We start from the raw sequence: 18815 nt of genomic DNA, 5'->3' as shown, positions 1-18815 counted from the left end.
TTTAAATATGATAAAGTTATTAATGTTGTGAGAGCGAGATGTTCCTCTGTTACGGACTGTATTAACGAACATCGAATAAAAAAGGGAGGTCCACACACAATGAATGCGATTATTAAAAATATCGAAGATGCTCAGTTGAAAGCTGAAGTTACACCTTTTTCTGTTGGTGATACCGTAAGAGTATCCTCCAAGGTAATCGAGGGTGCCAGAGAAAGAATCCAGGTATTCGAGGGCGTTGTTCTGAAAAGACAGAACGGCGGCGCAAGAGAGACCTTTACAGTTAGAAAAACTTCTAACGGTATCGGTGTTGAGAAAACCTGGCCTGTACATTCTCCAATCGTTACAAAGATTGAAGTCATCAGACATGGTAAAGTAAGAAGAGCGAAATTGAACTACTTACGCGACAGAGTGGGTAAAGCCGCTAAGGTTAAAGAGTTAGTAAAATAATGAGTACTAAAAAGGGGACACTACAGAAGAATGTAATGTCCCTTTCTTAGCTTTTTAGGGAATTGTTTGGAGGCTTCTATGGATCCCAGAATAAATTTGTACGATGAGCCGACCAGAGGCGGAAGGATACTAAAAGAAGTGATCATCTATCTGATCTGTGCGGCTGCCGCCGTGCTGCTGGCTTTTCTGGCAGTCCGCTTCTGTCTGGTGAAAATTTCAGTATCCGGCCATTCTATGGAAAATACGCTGATGCAGGGCGATGAGATAATTGTCAATAAAGTTTCCTATTTCATATCAAAACCCAAACAGGGGGATGTTATTGTTTTCCGCCAGGGACAAGCTGAACACAACTACTATAATATCAAGCGGGTGATCGGCGTACCGGGCGATACGGTTGTCATCCAGGATGGGCTCGTCTATGTGAATGGAGATCCTTATGTGGAAGAGATTCCGGCAGAAGAGCTGAATACGCCGGGACTGGCCGGTGTGCCTGTCATATTGGAAGACAATGAGTATTTTGTGCTGGGAGATAACAGGAACAACAGTGAGGACAGCCGTTTTGCCAACGTCGGGCTGGTTTTAAAAAGCGAGATTGTAGGCAAGGCATGGATTCGGGTGAAACCGGAGTTTGATTTTGTCAGTAAACTGAATTTATTAAAGGATTAGGGGTATTGTACTTTGCCATAGTGCTTTTTGCCGCCCGAATCGTAAAAGGAAAGGAAAAACAGATGCAGTTTCAATGGTATCCTGGTCATATGACGAAAGCAAAACGTATGATGCAGGAAGATATAAAGCTGATCGATCTGGTCATTGAGCTGGTGGATGCCCGGATACCGCTTAGCAGCAAGAATCCGGATATCGATGAGCTGGCTAAAAATAAGGCCAGATTAATTCTGCTCAACAAGACAGATCTTGCCGATGAGGCGGCTAACCGTCTCTGGCAGGAGTGGTACGCAAAGCAGGGCTTTTATACCGCTCAGGTAAATTCCAGGTCCGGAAGCGGCATAAGAGCGCTTCCAGGCGTGATTACACAGGCCTGTCAGCCGGTAATTGAAAAATATCAGCGAAAAGGACTAAAAAACCGTCCGATCCGTGCTATGATAGTGGGAATTCCCAATGTGGGCAAATCCACGTTTATCAATAGCTTTGCAGGAAAAGCCTGTGCAAAGACCGGCAATAAGCCGGGTGTGACAAAGGGAAAACAGTGGATTCGCTTTGGCAAGAACGTAGAACTCTTGGATACCCCCGGTATTTTGTGGCCGAAATTTGAAGATCAAAATGTGGGGTTAAAGCTGGCCTTTATCGGTTCAATTCGGGATGAGATTGTCAATCAGACGGATCTTGCCTATGAATTTATTAAGTTTATGCAGGCGCAGTATCCGGATAAGCTATATGAGAGATATCCGGTAGAGCCCAGTGATAATCCTCTTACTGTTATGGAGCGGATCGCAGAGTACCGGAAATGTGTGGCAAGGGGCAATACACCGGATCTGGACCGGGCAGCCCTGCTGATCATGGATGATTTCCGCAAGGGGGCGACCGGCCGCATTACGCTGGAACTGCCATGACGCCATATTATTCATTGAACGGGAATAACTGATTAACGCAGTAGCGCAGGCAGGCCTGCGATATGCACTGCGATATGCAGGGGAATAAGCATGAGAAGTATACAACAGATAAAAGAAGAACTGTCCGGTCTTGGGACGGAAGAGCTGGCGGCAACGCTGGAGGTTCTGAAAGAGGACACCCGGACCGGGGTACAGAGTTTGGTCTCCAGGTATGAAAAGCAGAAGAAGGCTCTCCAGGCAGAACAGGCCAGAATGGAAGCTATGCTGGTGTTTGAACGAAAATACAGTGACTATGAGTGGATTGCCGGGATCGACGAGGTGGGAAGAGGCCCTTTAGCCGGCCCGGTGGTAACCTGTGCGGCAATTCTGCCGAAGGATGAGGTTATTTTATATCTGAACGATTCCAAGAAGCTGTCTGAGTCAAAGCGGGAAGCGCTGTACGATACTCTGGTGGAAAAGTGCGCCGGCTTTGGCATCGGAGTGGTATCCCATGAGAGGATCGATGAAATCAATATCCTGCAGGCCACCTATGAGGCGATGCGCATTTCCGTCTCCAGGCTGGTACCGGAACCGGATCTTTTGCTGGTAGACGCTGTACATATTCCAGACCTGAGGGTTAAACAGGTATCTATTATAAAAGGGGATGCCAAGAGCGCGTCCATAGCCGCAGCCAGTATTCTGGCGAAGGTGACCAGGGACCGGATGATGAAAGAATACGATGTGATTTATCCGGGCTACGGATTTGCAGAGAATAAAGGCTATGGCTCAGCCGCCCATATCGAAGCAATCCGCCGTCTGGGACCGTGTCCGATACATAGAAGAAGTTTTATCGGCAACTTTATATAGAGGAGATACAAAGGACGGGAGAGAACAGCAGAACAACCGGCGCCGAAAAGGAACAGAAGGCTGCCGGTTATTTAAAACAACGGGGATTTCATATTATTACGGCTAATTATCGCTGCAGGATGGGAGAAATTGATCTCATCTGCAGGGAACAGGGTGTTCTTATGTTTCTGGAAGTAAAATACAGGAGCAGCGGACGCTTCGGCCTGCCGGAAGAGGCGGTGTCTGTCCGAAAGCAGGGAAGAATCCGGCTGGCTGCCATGTGGTATATGCATCAGCATGGATATCCGGAAGATACGCCCTGCCGTTTTGATGTAGTAGCAATTCTGGGAGAGCATATCTCTCTGATTCGGGATGCCTTTTGAAACGGGGCAGTCTGGTTATATTAGATGAGGCAGATTATGAAGAGAATAAAAGAGAATCCATATTATCCTGTTACATATAATCCTGAGATGGAGGAAGAAGCCTGTCTGCAGGACGGCAGAGTACCATATCTATATTTCCCGGCGCTTAAGGCGTTTCCCTTTCTGCGCCACGGCTTCTCAACCCGCCTTGGGGGAGTAAGTGAAGGGATTTTTGCGTCGATGAATCTGGGCTATGGACGCGGAGATGAAGATGCCTGCGTCAATGAGAATTATAAGCGCATTGGAGAGGCGATCGGTTTTGATACAAAAGACCTGATCTTTTCTGATCAGGTTCATGATACGAAACTGCATGTAGTGACCGCACAGGACCGGCACAGCGGAGTATTGCAGGAGAAAAAGCTGGCAGGGATTGACGGATTGGTGACAAATGAACCAGGCCTGGTTCTGGCAACCACATATGCCGACTGTGTTCCTCTTTATTTTGTAGATCCGGTTCACAGGGCGATCGGCCTGAGCCATTCGGGCTGGAAAGGGACCGTTGGTAAAATCGGAGAGAAGACGCTGGAAGTAATGGCGCGGGAGTTCGGTACACGTCCGGAGGAGGTCACCGTTTTAATTGGCCCGTCCATCTGTGCATCCTGCTATGAAGTGGGGGAGGAAGTGGCCGAACAGTTTCGCAGAGCGTTTCCAGGAAAATCCGGGGAAGGACTGCTATTTGCAAAGGGAGACGGAAAGTATCAGCTGGATCTGTGGCTGGCCTGTAAACATACGCTGGAGGAAGCCGGTGTGCCGGCAGGGCAGATCAAAATATCAGAGATATGTACCTGTCATAATCCTGAGCTTTTATATTCGCACCGTGCCAGTCACGGACAGAGAGGAAGCCTGATGGCCTTTCTGGAAATCATTAGGCCGGAATCATAAACGCCGTCTTATTACAGCAAACGCCGGCTTGCTTCGCGAGCCGTCTTATTGCAGAAAACGCCGCTTTTAAAGCGGCGTTTTGTTGTGATATATTATTTTTTTAAGTCCCGTTTCTGAAGCATCTCATGGATTCTCTGTGTCGGATTCATAATATCGTTCACCGAAGTATCATGATTTAATGTATCAATGATCAATGCAATGTATTTGCTTAAATCAACCTGCGTATAATAAGGACGTTCCAGTACTTCAGGCGGAGTGTAGGTTAAATTAGTTGTGAAAATATGGTCGAACACACCCTCCTCATAATAGCGGTCAAAGGATTCTAACCCCTTGTTAAAGAGTCCGAAGGTAGTTGCAACGAAGATACGTTTTGCCCGGCGCTTTTTTAACTCGTAGGCCACATCCAGCATGCTTTCACCGGAAGAGATCATGTCGTCTACGATAATAACGTCCTTACCCTCCACGCTGTTGCCCAGAAATTCATGGGCGACGATGGGATTGCGGCCATCCACAACCACAGAATAGTCCCGGCGTTTGTAGAACATTCCCATATCAATGCCCAGAATATTGGCATAATAAACGGAGCGGCTCATGCCGCCTTCATCCGGGCTGATCATCATCAGGTGATCGCTGTCCGTTACAATATCAGGATACTTTTCAAGGATAGAAGCCATAAACTGATAGGATGTAAAGAAATTGTCAAAGCCGCGGATCGGAATCGCATTCTGAACCCGGGGATCATGGGCGTCGAAGGTGATAATGTTCTCCATTCCCATCTGTTCCAGCTCCTGGAGCATAATGGCGCAGTCCAGGGATTCCAGCATGGTCCTTCTGTGCTGACGGCCCTCATAGAGCATAGGCATAATTACATTAATGCGGTGCACCGTTCCGCAGGTAGCAGCGATAATACGTTTCAGATCCTGATACATATCGTCAGGAGAGGTGTTATTTACATTATTGCTGATCCGGTATTCATTGCTGTGATTGAATACATCCGTAAGTATGTAAAGGTCCGTGCCCCGGATGGACTCTTTGATCGTTGCCTTTCCTTCGCCGGACCCAAAACGGGGACATTCGTATTTTACACGATAATCATCCCGGATATATCCTTCGATGTGTGTGTTAATGATCTCTTTATGATCAATCCGTTCCTGGCGCATTTCAACCAGATGTTCATTTATTTTACTGCCCAGCTCTTCTGAACCCCGGGTCGCGATAAAGCGCATCGGTGCTACCGGGAGACACTCCTGAATTTTCTTAGCCGTCATGGTATGATATCCTTTCTGAAACCTATTTTACCGCCGTGAATCCGCCTGCTCTGTCAGGTTACGGCAGGTTGTACATATCTTCTTAATTTATACCATTTCAGGACAGGGACCGTCAAGGGACACTTTCGCTTCCTGGTGGACAAATATGGGAATTATTGATATGATTTATAATTGGATAAGAAAACAATCGGGAGCCCGAAGGCCGGGGAAACAAATATACGGCAGTCAGGCGGGGAAGAACGGACAGGTGAGCATTAGATGAAGGGACATTTAATAAAAGAGATCGTTCCGGGCAGTATCGCGGAGGAAATGGAGATCGAACCGGGCGATACTCTGTTATCGATCAATAATATGGAAATAAAGGATGTATTCGACTACCATTACTGTGTAAATGACGATTACCTCACCGTGCTGATTGAGAAGCCGGACGGGGAACAGTGGGAGCTGGAGATTGAGAAAGATTATGAGGACGATCTGGGCATTGAATTTGAACAGGGGCTGATGGACGAATATCGTTCCTGCCGGAATAAATGTATTTTCTGTTTTATTGACCAGATGCCCCCTAATATGCGGGAGACCCTTTATTTTAAAGACGATGACGCGCGTCTTTCTTTTTTACAGGGGAATTACATTACGATGACCAATATGTCGGAAGACGACCTGGACCGGGTACTTCTGTATAAGCTATCCCCTGTTAATATATCCGTGCACACCACGAATACAGCGCTTCGCTGCAAAATGCTTAACAACCGTTTTGCCGGGGATATTCTGGATAAAATCCGCAGGCTATATGAAGGGCACATTGAGATGAACAGCCAGATTGTGCTCTGCAAAGGGTACAATGACCGTGGGGAGCTGACCCGTACGGTGGAGGATCTGGCGGCATTTCTGCCCTATATGAAAAGTCTTTCTGTTGTGCCGGTCGGTCTGACGAAATACAGGGAGAACCTGGCGCCTCTGGACCCTTTTACAAAGGACGAGGCCAGAGAGGTGATCCACCAGATTGAACTGCTCCAGGAGAGGTATCTGTCGGAACACGGAACCAGATTTGTCTTTGCCAGCGACGAGTGGTATCTGACGGCGGAGCTTCCTGTACCGTCTGAGAACTTCTATGAGGGATACCCTCAGCTGGAAAACGGCGTTGGAGTCATCCGTTCCCTGACGGAAGAAGTGTCCCGGTACCTTGAGAGCCTTCCTGGAGATGACCGGCACAGATGTGTTTCCATGGCTACCGGCCTGCTTGCAGGTCCGGTCATGAGAGAACTGGTGGGGCTGGTGAACAGGAAATATCCAAATGTCACCGTGCATGTTTATCCGGTCGAAAATCAGTTCTTCGGCACAATGATTACCGTGGCCGGTCTGCTGACCGGGCAGGATCTGGATAAGCAGTTAAGGGACAAAGAGCTGGGCGATAAGCTGCTTTTACCGAGTGTCATGTTCCGCTCCGGGGAGGATGTTTTTTTGGATGATATGACCCGGGAAGAGCTTGAGAATGCTTTACAAACCCCGGTCCGTATAGTACAATCAGACGGGATAAGCTTTGTCTCCGGTATCATAGGAGATAAGTTTGAAACAAAAGCAGTTTCAAACATTTAATTGGTGCAGTATCGCAGACAAGTCTGCGTTATGCAGGGGTGTAGAATGAAGAAGAATGAAATAGAAAGAACAGGTATAAATATATGAGTAAACCTATTGTTGCTGTTGTAGGCAGGCCGAATGTGGGAAAGTCCACGTTATTCAACAGTCTGGCCGGTGAGATGATCTCCATTGTGAAGGATTCCCCCGGAGTGACCAGAGACCGTATCTACGCAGATGTTACATGGCTGAACCACCAGTTTTCCATCATTGACACCGGAGGAATTGAGCCTGAGACCAGTGATAAGATGCTTTCTTATATGAGAGAGCAGGCACAGGTCGCCATAGACCATGCGGATATTATCCTTTTTGTTGTGGATGTAAGAGAAGGGCTGGTGGACGCTGATTTCAAGGTCGCCGATCTGCTTCGCCGGTCTCATAAGCCAATTGTACTGGTTGTGAATAAGGTGGACAATTTTGAGAAATTCATGCCGGATGTGTATGAGTTTTATAATCTGGGCCTTGGAGATCCGGTTCCTGTTTCAGGCAGTTCCAAATTGGGCCTTGGGGAGCTGCTGGATACCGTAACCAGTTATTTTAAGCCGGAAGATATGGAAGAAGAGGAGGATGAACGTCCCCGTATTGCTATTGTCGGAAAGCCGAATGTAGGCAAGTCCTCTATTATAAACCGTCTGCTGGGCGAAAACAGGGTAATTGTCTCTGACATTGCCGGAACGACAAGGGATGCCATCGACACCGTTGTGGTGCATCAGGGCAAAGAGTTTGTTTTTATAGATACGGCAGGCCTGAGAAGAAAATCCAAGGTGAAAGAAGAGATTGAACGTTTCAGTAACGTTAGAACCGTGACGGCGGTGGAGCGTGCCGATATTGTGGTGCTTGTGATTGACGCCGAGGAAGGGGTCACGGAGCAGGATGCCAAGATTGCCGGGATGGCCCATGACCGGGGCAAGGGAATGATTATTGCGGTCAATAAGTGGGATGCGGTGGATAAGGATGATAAAACGATTTACCGGTATACGGAAAAGATCCGGAATACGCTTTCTTTCATGCCTTATGCACAGCTGGTGTTCATCTCCGCTCTGACCGGACAGCGAATGAATAAGCTCTTTGAAGTAATAGAAGTTGTAATTGAAAATCAGACGCTGCGTATTGCCACCGGTGTACTCAATGAGATTATCGCAGAAGCGGCAGCACTGCAGCAGCCTCCTTCGGACAAAGGGAAGAGGCTTAAGATATTCTATTCCACACAGGTGTCGGTTAAACCGCCTACCTTTGTGCTTTTTGTCAACGACAAGGAGCTGATGCATTTTTCGTATTTGCGCTATCTGGAAAACCGGATCAGGGATGCCTTCGGATTTTCCGGTACATCACTTAAATTTTTCGTGAGGGAACGGAAGGAAAAGTAAAATGATTCTATTTTATTGTCTGGCTGTTATCATAGGCTATGGATTTGGCTGTATTTCTACCGGATATTTTCTGGGAAAGCATGAACACATTGATATCCGCACCCAGGGAAGCGGCAACATTGGAACCACCAATGCACTCCGTACCCTGGGGATAAAGGGGGGCGTTATTACCCTGGTCGGAGATATGGGCAAAGCAGTGCTTGCAGTGCTGCTGGTCCGTTACATAGGCAGAAACAGCGGGATTTACACACCGCTTCTTACACTTGTTACCGGGCTTGGCGTTATTCTGGGTCATAATTTCCCGTTCTGGCTTCATTTTAAGGGAGGCAAGGGAATTGCCGCCACGGCAGGCCTTCTGCTGATCTTTGACTGGAGAGTATTTGTGATTGCAGCCGTCGCCTTTTTGATCCCGGTGATCATTACACGGTATGTATCGGTTGGTTCTCTGGTATTTACAACTGTTCTGCCTATCGGAATTATCCTGTTTTACCGGCAGGCGCCTGAATTTCCCTATATGCTGGGACTGGGGATTGCCCTGCTTGTGCTGGCGTTTATCCGGCACCGGAGCAACCTGAAACGTCTGGCGGCCGGAACAGAAAATAAACTGGGTGAAAAGAAAAAATAATAGACGGATCTTTGTCTTAAGTGAAAGGTAAAGGTATAAGAATGAGTAGAGTGACGGTACTTGGCGCAGGCAGCTGGGGAACTGCTCTGGCAATGCTTCTGGGAAAAAACGGACATGACGTGCTGTTGTGGTCTGTACTGGAAGATGAAGTGAAGATGCTGAAGGAAAAGCGGGAACAGGTGGAACGGCTGCCCGGCATTCCTCTGCCGGATAAGGTGGAGGTGACAGGAAGCCTTAAAGAGGCTTTGGAAGCCCCGGAGCTGGTTGTATTTGCAGTGGCTTCCCCTTATGTCAGATCCACCGCTAAACTGACCGCCCCTTATATCAAAGAGGGTCAGATTGTGGTAAATGTGGCTAAGGGTATTGAGGAGAGCACGCTGTCAACCCTGTCACAGGTACTGGAATCGGAACTTCCGGGCGCTGATGTGGCCGTTCTTTCCGGACCCAGCCACGCGGAGGAAGTAAGCCGGGGAATCCCTACAACCTGTGTAGTGGGAGCCAGGAGCAGAAAAACGGCAATGTATATTCAGGATATCTTTATGAATGAGGAGTTCTTCCGGGTGTATACAAGCCCCGATATTGAGGGTATTGAACTGGGCGGCTCTCTTAAAAATGTCATTGCTCTGGCGGCCGGCATCACGGACGGGCTTGGATTCGGCGATAATACAAAGGCAGCGCTGATGACCCGCGGAATTGCGGAGATGGCCAGACTTGGTATGGCCATGGGAGGACAGATGGAGACCTTCTCCGGACTCTCCGGCGTGGGGGATCTGATTGTAACCTGTACCAGCCTTCACAGCCGGAACCGGAAGGCCGGTTACCTGATCGGAAAAGGCTGTACCATGGAAGAAGCAATGAAGGAAGTAAAACAGGTGGTGGAGGGCGTCTATTCCGCCAGGGCCGCCTTGCTTTTGGCCGAGAAATATCAGGTCGAGATGCCGATCGTGGAAAAAATTAATCAGGTGCTGTTTGAAAACAAGTCTCCGCTGGAAGCAGTGGCAGAGTTGGTTCAGAGAGATAAAAGGAAAGAGTATTCTTCCCTGAAATGGGACAGGTAAGGAGGCCAATATGAGACAGATTAACTGGGGAATTTTAGGATTGGGCTGGATCGGCGGCGATTTCAGCCAGGCACTGTGTGACCAGGGGACCGGAGTGTATGCCGTAGCCAGCGAAAAGCCCGGCAAAGCGGAGGCCTGGAAAGAAAAATATCATGCAAAAAAAGCTTATACGACCTATGAGGCTATGATGGATGATCCGGATATTGATGTCATCTATATTGCCACCCCTCACAGCAATCATTATGAATATGCGATGGAGTGTCTGAAAAGAGGAAAGAATATTTTCGTGGAAAAGGCGATTACGGTCTGTTCCGAGCAGCTGGAAGATATGAAGAAACTGGCCGCCGAGAAGAATCTTTTTGTGGCTGAGGCCCAGACGATCTATCATATGCCGATCTATGATAAAATACAGGAAGTCATGCAAACAGGAAAATTGGGACCGGTGAAGATGGTTCAGGTTAATTTCGGAAGCTGCAAGGAATATGATGTCACAAACCGGTTCTTTAATCAGGATCTGGCAGGAGGCGCTCTTCTGGATATCGGCGTCTACGCTCTTTCATTTGTAAGGCCTTTCTTAAAGAGCCAGCCTGATGAGGTGTTAACCACGGTGAAGCGGTTTGAAACCGGAGTGGATGAGTGTTCCGGCATTATCTTAAAGAATCCGGATGAAGAGATGGCGGTTGTGTCGCTGACGATGCGTGCAAAACAGCCGAAACAGGGTGTCATTGCCTGTGAAAATGGTTTTATTACGGTGGGGAATTATCCCAGGGCCGACAAGGCGACGATAACCTGGACAGAGGATGGAAGAGTGGAAACACTGACAGCCGGGGAGACGGAAAAAGCCCTTCAGTATGAGGTTGAGTATGTTAATCAGGTGATTGCAGGAGAGAGAAAAGAGTCTACCCTTACCTTTACTACAGATGTCATGGATCTGATGACCAATGTGAGACACCAGTGGGGAATTACATTTCCGTTCGAGAATAAATAAACAAGGGTTGATAAGCCGGCGGCAGCGCCGGCTTTTTTCATGTTTTTACTTATGTTTGTATGAAAACTTTCTAAACTTTCTAATCTGTTTATGAATTATATTTATCTTTTCCTAAAGTGTATTTACATAATAAAAACAATTATCTATATTATGTATGTACAATAGATTTTAATGGAAAAGGTTCGATACAGAAAGGAAGTACGAGATACGAATGAAAGAAGTGAAACCTCCGAAAAAACCAATCATATTTTACTATCTGATCGGCATGGTGATTCTGATGCTGGTCAACTCCCTGCTGGTTCCCTATATGATGGGAAAACAGGTTGTAGAGGTAGACTACGGTACCTTTATCAAGGATGTGGAAGCCGGCAAGGTATCTGAAATTCAGGTCAATGAAAACGAGATAGTTTTTGCAGAGCGGGACGGTGAAAATATATCGCTGTTTAAAACCGGTAAAATGGATGATCCGGATCTGACCAACCGTCTGCTTGCAGCAGATGTGAAGTTCTCCAGAGAGCTGGTAAAGGAAATGTCTCCTCTGTTAAGCTTTCTGCTTACGTGGATTCTTCCTACTATTGTAATTGTAGCTCTCGGACAGCTTCTGATCCGTCAGATGACGAAAAAGATGGGCGGAGCAGGCGGCATGGGCAATGCCATGACCTTTGGCAAGAGCAATGCGAAAATTTATGTGGAATCCAAATCAGGCGTGAACTTCGCCGATGTTGCCGGGGAAGAGGAAGCGAAGGAGGCGCTGCTGGAAATCGTGGATTTCCTGAATCATCCGGGCAAGTATGCGGATATCGGAGCGAACATGCCAAAGGGTGCGCTGCTCGTAGGCCCTCCGGGAACCGGCAAGACACTCCTTGCCAAGGCAGTAGCCGGAGAGGCCGGCGTACCATTCTTCTCTATTTCCGGCTCGGAGTTTGTAGAAATGTTTGTCGGCATGGGCGCCGCAAAGGTAAGGGATCTGTTTAAACAGGCAGATGAGAAAGCACCCTGTATTGTATTTATCGACGAGATCGATACCATCGGTAAAAAAAGGGATAACGGCGGCTTTACCGGCGGCAATGATGAGAGGGAACAGACCCTTAACCAGCTGCTGACGGAGATGGATGGATTCGATTCCAGAAAAGGAGTTGTGATTCTGGCGGCGACCAACCGTCCGGATTCCCTGGACCCGGCCCTTTTGCGGCCTGGGCGGTTTGACCGGAGGATACCGGTTGAACTGCCGGATCTGGCCGGCCGGGAAGAGATCTTAAAAGTACATTCCAGGAACTTAAGAATCCGTTCTGATGTGGATTTTAACGCGGTGGCAAGGGCAACCTCCGGCGCTTCCGGTGCAGAGCTTGCCAACATTATGAATGAAGCAGCTCTGCGCGCGGTTCGAATGGGCAGAAATACGGTGGAGCAAAGTGATATTGAAGAAAGCGTGGAGGTTATCATCGCAGGTTATCAGCGGAAGAATAAAGTACTTTCTGAAAAGGAACGGCTGATTGTATCCTACCACGAGGTCGGTCATGCGCTGGTGGCGGCGATGCAGAATCATACCGCACCGGTTCACAAGATTACGATTATCCCCAGAACGTCCGGAGCCCTGGGCTATACCATGCAGGTGGATGAAGAGGAACGCAACCTGATGAGCCGGGAGGAAATTGAGAATAAGATCACCACGTTTCTGGGCGGACGGGCAGCGGAGGAAGTGATTTTCCATTCGGTGACAACAGGCGCGGCAAATGATATCGAACAGGCCACCCGTCTGGCAAGAGCGATGATCACACGCTACGGCATGAGCGATGAATTTGATATGGTAGCGCTGGAGACTGTGAATAACCAGTATCTGGGAGGCGATACGTCTCTGATGTGCTCATCCGAGACGGCTGCAAGGGTGGACGATAAGGTCATATCGCTGATCAAGGATTCCCACGAAAGGGCCATCCGCATTTTGAAAGAAAATATGCCGAAGCTCCATGAACTGGCTAAGTTCCTGCTGGAAAAAGAGACGATTACAGGGGATCAGTTTATGCATATCCTCAGCCAGCCTAATGACCCTTCTATGGGAATACCATATGGGGAGAGGATGAGAGAAGATGATTAGCAGGCAGATCAAATCAGGAAATTCGGATATGTGCTGTCTGCATGATCACAGCCTCTGGAATGCCATGCATACCTTTGAGGAGCGCCTGAACCGGATTTTTAAATGTATCGCCGGACGCTATGGACTGACGATAATACAGGCAGAAATACTTGCGTTACTGTATCAGCAGGGGATAAAGACTGTGGGGACACTGGCCGAAGAGCTCTCCATGACCAGCGGAAACACTTCCACGATATGCAAACGTCTGGAGCGGGAGGGTTATCTGGAGCGGGTCAGAGACCGGGAAGATGAACGGATTGTAAGACTCTGCCTGACGGAAAAAGGAACGCAGATATCGTCCCTGCTGATTCAGGATATGGTTCATATCAAAGGACAGGTTGTAAAACGATATTCGGAACAAGAGATCGAGAACATGCTTCTTAAGCTAAGCGATTTTATGGATTTTCTCGCTGATCTGGCAGAATGTCCGAAATAGAGAAAGAAAAATTCAGAAAGAGTGAAATGGAATTATCAAAAATAGTTCCATTTCACTCTTTTTTATTCTGAAAAACCTGTGGATTCGGCTTTTTGTACATGTTATAATTAATTTATTATTTGGCTCATTTTCAACAATTCAAAGGGGGAGGGAGATTTGAATAAAAAGCTCGGAGTTCTGTTAGCGGCGGTTCTGTTTTCCGTGTTTGCTGTTATCCTTGTCTCCGCCGGCATTCTTAGTACGCCGGGACTGAGAGTGAATGATCTTTTCTTTCAGAGGGGCCGAAGTGTGGACAGACGAATCGTTATATTAGGCATTGATGAGAAGAGTATTCATTACTTTGGGCCTATACAGACCTGGACACGGGATATCTATGCCGACGCCCTGCACCTGTTATATGCCGAAGATGAGCAGCCGATGGCTGTGGGTATAGATGTGCTGTTCGCAGGGGAGGGGGAGGAAGAAACGGATCTCTACCTTGCAGAGGCATGCAGGGAATACGAAAATGTAGTAGTTGCACAAAATGTGGTGGTGGGCAGCGAAATTTCAGATGACGCTGAAGGGGTCTATCTGAATGACTACTCTGTGCTTCAGGTGGAAGAACCCTATGAAGAATTAAAAATGAATACGCTGCAGGGATTCTGGAATACCATGGCAGATACGGACGGGACCATACGCCACGGCATTCTGCAGTTTGAGTTAGCGGACGGCAGCCGTCTGGACAGCTTTTCTTACAAGCTCTACCAGCTATATGCGAAAAAAGCGGGCCTGCCTGCCGATCTTCACGATATACTTCCGATGAATGAACGTTTTCAGTGGTATATTCCTTTCTCTTCCGCGCCCGGCGGCTATGAAGTGTATTCCCTCGTCGATTTGTTTACCGGTGAGTTAACAGGTGAGGATCTGTCGGACTGTATCGTGCTGATAGGCCCCTATACAGAGGGAATGAACGACGGATATTTCACCTCCATTGATCATTCCAGAAAAATGTATGGGGTGGAAATACATGCGAATATGATCGACAGTATGATAGACGGACTATTTAAGAAACAGGTGCCGTCCTGGATTTTCCTTCTCTTGTTGTTTTGTGTGACTTTCATTGCCGCCTGTCTTTTTCACCGTCTGAAGATCAGCTATGCCCTTGTGTGGTGGGTATATCTCTGTCTGGGTTATACCGGCCTGGTCCTCTGGCTGTATCATATTGGCTATATTATGCCAGTACTATATGTTCCCCTGTTTGTCACCGTCCTCTTCCTGGCGGAAATCGGGATCAAATACGGCAAAGAGGTGCTGGAGAAGAGAAAGATTGTACATACATTCAAACGCTATGTTGCACCTCAGGTTGTGGACGAGATATTTAAAATGGATGCCGGTCAGCTGGGCCTGGGAGGCAGGATGACGGAGATTGCCTGTCTTTTTGTAGACATACGCGGCTTTACTTCCATGTCCGAGCAGCTGGAGCCGACGGAGGTAGTAGATATATTAAACCGGTATCTACACCTGACGAATGACTGCATTATCAAAAATGAGGGCACTTTGGATAAATTTATCGGTGACGCGACAATGGCGATTTACAATGCGCCGCTTCCTCTGGAAGATTATATATATAAGGCTGTCAAAACTGCCTGGGATATGGTGGAGGGCGCCGAAAGGCTGAAAGAAGAACTGGAAAACAGCTGCGGCCGTTCTGTCAGTTTTGGTGTGGGAGTCCACTGCGGCAGCGCCATAGTGGGAAATATAGGAACTAAGATGAGGATGGACTACACAGCGATCGGGGACACCGTCAATACGGCAGCAAGACTGGAATCCAACGCGAAGGCCGGTCAGATCCTGATCAGCCGGGCGGTTAAGGAGGCTCTGGGGGACCGGATACGGACCAACTCTCTGGGAAGTATTACCCTGAAGGGGAAAGCGAATGCATTTGATATCTATGAAGTGACAGCAGTGAATGGACAGGAGGTTAAGGCATGGAGTTAACACCGGATCTGAAAAAGATTCTGGACCTTGGGATTGCTCTGACAAGTGAAAAAGATTACCATCGGCTTCTGGAACAAATATTAACGGAATCCATGGAAATCACCAATTGCGATGCAGGCACAATCTATGTACGGGAAGAAGACGGACTGCGTTTTATGGTAATGCGCAATAAGACGATGGAGAAGAGACAGAAGGAAAGTGCGGAGCAGGTCGTCCTTCCCAAGGTTCCGTTACACGTGGAGAACGTGTGCGCCTATTCTTCTCTCCACAGAAAGGTAGTAAATATTCCTGACGTTTATTGCAGTGATGAATTTGATTTTCAGGGGCCGAAATACTACGACAGTATTACCAGGTACCGCACCCGTTCTATGCTGGTCATACCTCTGGAAGATCACGAGGGAGAAAGCCTGGGTGTGATTCAGCTGATCAATGCCATGGACCCGGACGGGAATATCGTTGCCTTTGAGCGAAAGTATGAATACATAATCTATTCTCTGGCATCAGAGGCGGCGGTAACGATGGCTAACATGCGTCATATGGATGATATGAAAGATCTGCTAAACTCTATGGTATCGGCCTTTACGACCGCGATCGACGAGAGGACTCCTTACAATGCCAATCATACGAAGCATGTGGCACAGTATGCAGGAGAACTGGTGGATTATATCAATGAACAGAACCGGCAGGAAAAAAGTGATTTGTTCTTTACGGAAGAGGAACGAGAACAGATTGTTATGGCCGCCATGCTGCATGATATCGGGAAATTGATTATTCCGCTGGAAGTAATTAATAAATCAACCCGGATGGACCCGGAGCTGGGAACTGTCTTAAACAGGCTGGAGCTGATCCGGGCCTGGGGGAAAATTGACTATCTGGAAGGAAGGACCAGCCGGGAAAAATGGCAGGCTGAGGATTCTTATCTGGACAGAATGGAAAAGAAGATTGTGTGGATGGATACAGCTCCCTTTCTGGACGATGAGAGCATTGCCCTTTCACGGGAAATGGCCGGACATTTCTATATTGACCAGGAAGGCAGAAGACATGATTATCTTACAGAGAAGGAGCTGGATAACCTGTGCATCCGGAAGGGTACGCTGACTCAGACGGAACGCAGGATCATGGAAAATCATGTTGTTATGACTTCTAAAATGCTGGAACAGATCCACTTCGGTGATAAATACAGCCTGGTTCCCGTGCTGGCAGGGCAGCATCATGAGTATTTAAATGGTTCCGGATATCCGGGGCATCTAAGCAGTGAAGAACTCTGCCACGGTTCCAGGATGATCTGTATCCTGGATATCTACGACTCGCTTACCAGCGCCGACCGTCCCTATAAGAAAGCGATTCCGGAAGAAAAGGCGCTTGTGATTCTGAATGAAATGGTCCGGGAGGGTAAACTGGACGGAGAACTGGTAACGATGTGGGAAAACTACTGCCGGGCACGCGGGCAGGAGGTTGTGGGTGACATACCGCAGCCCGTATAAGAGAAACTGTCAACTTAAGACAAGATGGAGGAAAACATCATGAAGAAACAGTATCGCATTGCAGTAATTTTTCTCGTTTTATCGATGACAGCGGCGCTGCTTGTGCCACAGAACGGCAGGATGGCGGTCAGTCAGAAACAATCGGAAGATCTTCTCTGGCTGCAGGAAAATAAGATATTAGGCGAAGTGTTTGACACAGATAAAATTCTGGCTAATCCTTCTGGTACTATTACAAGGCAGGAATTTCTGGTTCTGCTTTTGTCCGCGGCGGGACAGAAGGGGACTACGGCTCAATTTAATAAATTGACCTACACGGATAAGAGTAAGGTGAAAAAGAGCTTCCGGAACTATATCGCGGCTGCGGCTTCCCTTGATATTCTGTTTGAATCGAAAGATGGAAAAAAGAAAAAGATAGAGCCTGACAAGGTGCTCACAAAGCAAATTGCGGCCTACTATATCGGTCGTCTGACCGGAATTGAGAGAGAAGCAGATTTGTCATCCTACCGTGATTTTGCCAGCCTTTCTGTAAAGACCCGGCCTTATGTTTCTGGTCTGCTTGCCGCCGGGATATTGAAAAGTGAATCGGATGAAAAGCTCGGACCGGTTAAGAAGGTAACCTGGTCTTATGCGGCCTCTCTGATCCGCTCCTGTGCGGAGGCCGGTCATTTTGAACAACCATCACCTAAAGTTCTGGCAGGGGGCTTGCCTGAGGGAACGAAAGTCAACGGATTAGAACTGAAACGGCCGCTGGGTATCGCCCGTTCTTCGGATGGGGTAATCTACCTGGCCGATACGGCAAACGGACAGATTAAGCAGATCAAAAACGGCGTGCTTTCGGTTCTGGCAGGTCGAAAGACGGCGGCTGATTTTAACGGCGGCCAGCTGGGCGGATACGTGGACGGTCCCTGTGAAGAGGCTGTTTTTAGCAGTCCTTCCAGCGTGAGAAGTGTGAAGGGCGGCGTACTGGCCGCGGATTCGGGGAATCATGCGATACGTTTGATTTCTGTCGGAAAGAATACGGTAGAAACTTATGCGGGCACGGGTAGTGCCGGTATGAAAAACGGCCGCCGGCAGGAAGCCCAGTTCAATAATCCCCAGGGTATGGACGTTTCCAAAAGCGGTATCGTTTATATCGCGGACACCGGGAACAACTGCATACGTAAAATAGATAAAAACGGGACCGTCACCACCTTAGCCGGAATGCCGGGTGAGGGCGGTTATCGAGACGGTAAGGCATCGGAAGCGCTCTTTAGCAGCCCCATGGGTGTTGTCTGTGACGGCGGAATCCTCTATGTGGCGGATTCCGGCAACCAGCGGATTCGGAAGATAGAGAATGGCCAGGTCACTACAATTGCCGGCAGCGGGGATGAAAAAGATGCTGTGGGCGGATTTCTTGGAGGCTTTCAGGACGGAGAGGCATCAAAGGCTCTGTTCAACGGTCCGGTGGATGTGACGGTAGATGAAAAGGGAACGCTCTATATCGCGGATTCCGGCAATGGCATGATTCGTACCGTGCGGGACGGGATGGTCTCCACTCTGGCCGGTTACGGCAACCCGGCCTATTCCCGGCTGTCCGGCTGGGATGACTATTTGGTCAATCCCGCTGGTCTGTTCGTTTCCACGGCGGATGGAAAATTGTATGTAGCGGACAGTTTTAAAAATCATGTGATATGTCTGAACACAAAGCGATAGGAGGATA

17 protein-coding genes are annotated in these 18815 nt (G+C 48.2%); 16 read left to right on the top strand and 1 reads right to left on the bottom strand.

Annotation, left to right across the window (positions count from 1 at the left end):
* Positions 1–99 precede the first annotated feature (99 nt).
* The 6 genes from rplS (at position 100) to pgeF (ending at position 4144) form a co-directional block, all read left to right on the top strand.
* Complete coding sequence (gene rplS / locus ABCW47_RS06945) at positions 100–447, top strand: 50S ribosomal protein L19 (RefSeq protein ID WP_343209128.1); 348 nt, start codon at positions 100–102, stop codon at positions 445–447.
* A gap of 78 nt (positions 448–525) precedes the next feature.
* Positions 526–1113 (top strand): signal peptidase I, encoded by a 588-nt coding sequence (lepB, locus tag ABCW47_RS06940; RefSeq protein ID WP_343209127.1) that lies wholly within the window; start codon positions 526–528, stop codon positions 1111–1113.
* 62 nt (positions 1114–1175) lie between these two features.
* Complete coding sequence (ylqF, locus tag ABCW47_RS06935; RefSeq protein WP_343209126.1) at positions 1176–2015, top strand: ribosome biogenesis GTPase YlqF; 840 nt, start codon at positions 1176–1178, stop codon at positions 2013–2015.
* Between the two features lie 90 nt (positions 2016–2105).
* Positions 2106–2861: a ribonuclease HII gene (locus tag ABCW47_RS06930; RefSeq protein ID WP_343209125.1), complete on the top strand. Its 756-nt coding sequence runs from the start codon at positions 2106–2108 to the stop codon at positions 2859–2861.
* Positions 2862–2866: 5 nt separating this feature from the next.
* Positions 2867–3223, top strand: coding sequence for a YraN family protein (locus ABCW47_RS06925; RefSeq protein WP_343209609.1), 357 nt, complete (start codon positions 2867–2869; stop codon positions 3221–3223).
* 36 nt (positions 3224–3259) lie between these two features.
* Positions 3260–4144 (top strand): peptidoglycan editing factor PgeF, encoded by an 885-nt coding sequence (gene pgeF, locus ABCW47_RS06920; protein WP_343209124.1) that lies wholly within the window; start codon positions 3260–3262, stop codon positions 4142–4144.
* 92 nt (positions 4145–4236) lie between these two features.
* Here the strand turns inward: pgeF and ABCW47_RS06915 are convergent, their stop codons facing one another.
* Positions 4237–5412 carry a ribose-phosphate pyrophosphokinase gene (locus ABCW47_RS06915; RefSeq protein WP_343209123.1) on the bottom strand — a complete coding sequence of 392 codons (1176 nt, stop codon included), beginning with the start codon at positions 5410–5412 and terminating at the stop codon, positions 4237–4239.
* Between the two features lie 258 nt (positions 5413–5670).
* Here ABCW47_RS06915 and ABCW47_RS06910 point away from each other — a divergent pair, with 258 nt between their 5' ends.
* The 10 genes from ABCW47_RS06910 (at position 5671) to ABCW47_RS06865 (ending at position 18808) form a co-directional block, all read left to right on the top strand.
* Complete coding sequence (locus ABCW47_RS06910) at positions 5671–7008, top strand: DUF512 domain-containing protein (protein WP_343209122.1); 1338 nt, start codon at positions 5671–5673, stop codon at positions 7006–7008.
* Between the two features lie 83 nt (positions 7009–7091).
* Positions 7092–8414 carry a ribosome biogenesis GTPase Der gene (gene der, locus ABCW47_RS06905; protein WP_343209121.1) on the top strand — a complete coding sequence of 441 codons (1323 nt, stop codon included), beginning with the start codon at positions 7092–7094 and terminating at the stop codon, positions 8412–8414.
* A 1-nt stretch (position 8415) separates the two neighbouring features.
* On the top strand, positions 8416–9039 hold the full coding sequence (gene plsY, locus ABCW47_RS06900; RefSeq protein ID WP_343209120.1) for a glycerol-3-phosphate 1-O-acyltransferase PlsY: 624 nt from the start codon (positions 8416–8418) through the stop codon (positions 9037–9039).
* Between the two features lie 41 nt (positions 9040–9080).
* Entirely contained in the window at positions 9081–10097 is a 1017-nt protein-coding gene (locus tag ABCW47_RS06895) for an NAD(P)H-dependent glycerol-3-phosphate dehydrogenase (RefSeq protein WP_343209119.1), read from the top strand.
* Between the two features lie 10 nt (positions 10098–10107).
* Positions 10108–11085 carry a Gfo/Idh/MocA family protein gene (locus tag ABCW47_RS06890; RefSeq protein ID WP_343209118.1) on the top strand — a complete coding sequence of 326 codons (978 nt, stop codon included), beginning with the start codon at positions 10108–10110 and terminating at the stop codon, positions 11083–11085.
* A 211-nt stretch (positions 11086–11296) separates the two neighbouring features.
* Entirely contained in the window at positions 11297–13180 is a 1884-nt protein-coding gene (gene ftsH, locus ABCW47_RS06885; protein ID WP_343209117.1) for an ATP-dependent zinc metalloprotease FtsH, read from the top strand.
* Complete coding sequence (locus ABCW47_RS06880; protein WP_343209116.1) at positions 13173–13655, top strand: MarR family winged helix-turn-helix transcriptional regulator; 483 nt, start codon at positions 13173–13175, stop codon at positions 13653–13655. Before ftsH ends, ABCW47_RS06880 begins: the two co-directional genes overlap by 8 nt.
* 156 nt (positions 13656–13811) lie before the next feature.
* Positions 13812–15632 (top strand): CHASE2 domain-containing protein, encoded by a 1821-nt coding sequence (locus ABCW47_RS06875; RefSeq protein WP_343209115.1) that lies wholly within the window; start codon positions 13812–13814, stop codon positions 15630–15632.
* The gene (locus ABCW47_RS06870; RefSeq protein WP_343209114.1) at positions 15623–17116 is read left to right on the top strand and encodes an HD domain-containing phosphohydrolase; all 1494 of its coding nucleotides are present in this window, start codon (positions 15623–15625) and stop codon (positions 17114–17116) included. Before ABCW47_RS06875 ends, ABCW47_RS06870 begins: the two co-directional genes overlap by 10 nt.
* A 39-nt stretch (positions 17117–17155) precedes the next feature.
* On the top strand, positions 17156–18808 hold the full coding sequence (locus ABCW47_RS06865) for an NHL domain-containing protein (RefSeq protein ID WP_343209113.1): 1653 nt from the start codon (positions 17156–17158) through the stop codon (positions 18806–18808).
* Positions 18809–18815 lie beyond the last annotated feature (7 nt).

This window comes from Anaerolentibacter hominis, from assembly GCF_032380675.1.
GTDB lineage: Bacteria > Bacillota > Clostridia > Lachnospirales > Lachnospiraceae > Anaerolentibacter > Anaerolentibacter hominis.
This window is presented reverse-complemented; position numbering and strand designations above follow the sequence as displayed.

Excerpts from the sequence above, each read along its gene's own strand:
- pgeF (WP_343209124.1), top strand. The coding sequence starts at position 3,260 with ATGAAGAGAATAAAAGAGAATCCATATTATCCTGTTACATATAATCCT.
- ABCW47_RS06870 (WP_343209114.1), top strand. The coding sequence starts at position 15,623 with ATGGAGTTAACACCGGATCTGAAAAAGATTCTGGACCTTGGGATTGCT.
- lepB (WP_343209127.1), top strand. The coding sequence starts at position 526 with ATGGATCCCAGAATAAATTTGTACGATGAGCCGACCAGAGGCGGAAGG.
- ylqF (WP_343209126.1), top strand. The coding sequence starts at position 1,176 with ATGCAGTTTCAATGGTATCCTGGTCATATGACGAAAGCAAAACGTATG.
- ABCW47_RS06865 (WP_343209113.1), top strand. The coding sequence starts at position 17,156 with ATGAAGAAACAGTATCGCATTGCAGTAATTTTTCTCGTTTTATCGATG.
- ABCW47_RS06880 (WP_343209116.1), top strand. The coding sequence starts at position 13,173 with ATGATTAGCAGGCAGATCAAATCAGGAAATTCGGATATGTGCTGTCTG.
- ftsH (WP_343209117.1), top strand. The coding sequence starts at position 11,297 with ATGAAAGAAGTGAAACCTCCGAAAAAACCAATCATATTTTACTATCTG.
- der (WP_343209121.1), top strand. The coding sequence starts at position 7,092 with ATGAGTAAACCTATTGTTGCTGTTGTAGGCAGGCCGAATGTGGGAAAG.
- ABCW47_RS06915 (WP_343209123.1), bottom strand. The coding sequence starts at position 5,412 with ATGACGGCTAAGAAAATTCAGGAGTGTCTCCCGGTAGCACCGATGCGC.
- rplS (WP_343209128.1), top strand. The coding sequence starts at position 100 with ATGAATGCGATTATTAAAAATATCGAAGATGCTCAGTTGAAAGCTGAA.
- plsY (WP_343209120.1), top strand. The coding sequence starts at position 8,416 with ATGATTCTATTTTATTGTCTGGCTGTTATCATAGGCTATGGATTTGGC.
- ABCW47_RS06930 (WP_343209125.1), top strand. The coding sequence starts at position 2,106 with ATGAGAAGTATACAACAGATAAAAGAAGAACTGTCCGGTCTTGGGACG.
- ABCW47_RS06910 (WP_343209122.1), top strand. The coding sequence starts at position 5,671 with ATGAAGGGACATTTAATAAAAGAGATCGTTCCGGGCAGTATCGCGGAG.
- ABCW47_RS06895 (WP_343209119.1), top strand. The coding sequence starts at position 9,081 with ATGAGTAGAGTGACGGTACTTGGCGCAGGCAGCTGGGGAACTGCTCTG.
- ABCW47_RS06890 (WP_343209118.1), top strand. The coding sequence starts at position 10,108 with ATGAGACAGATTAACTGGGGAATTTTAGGATTGGGCTGGATCGGCGGC.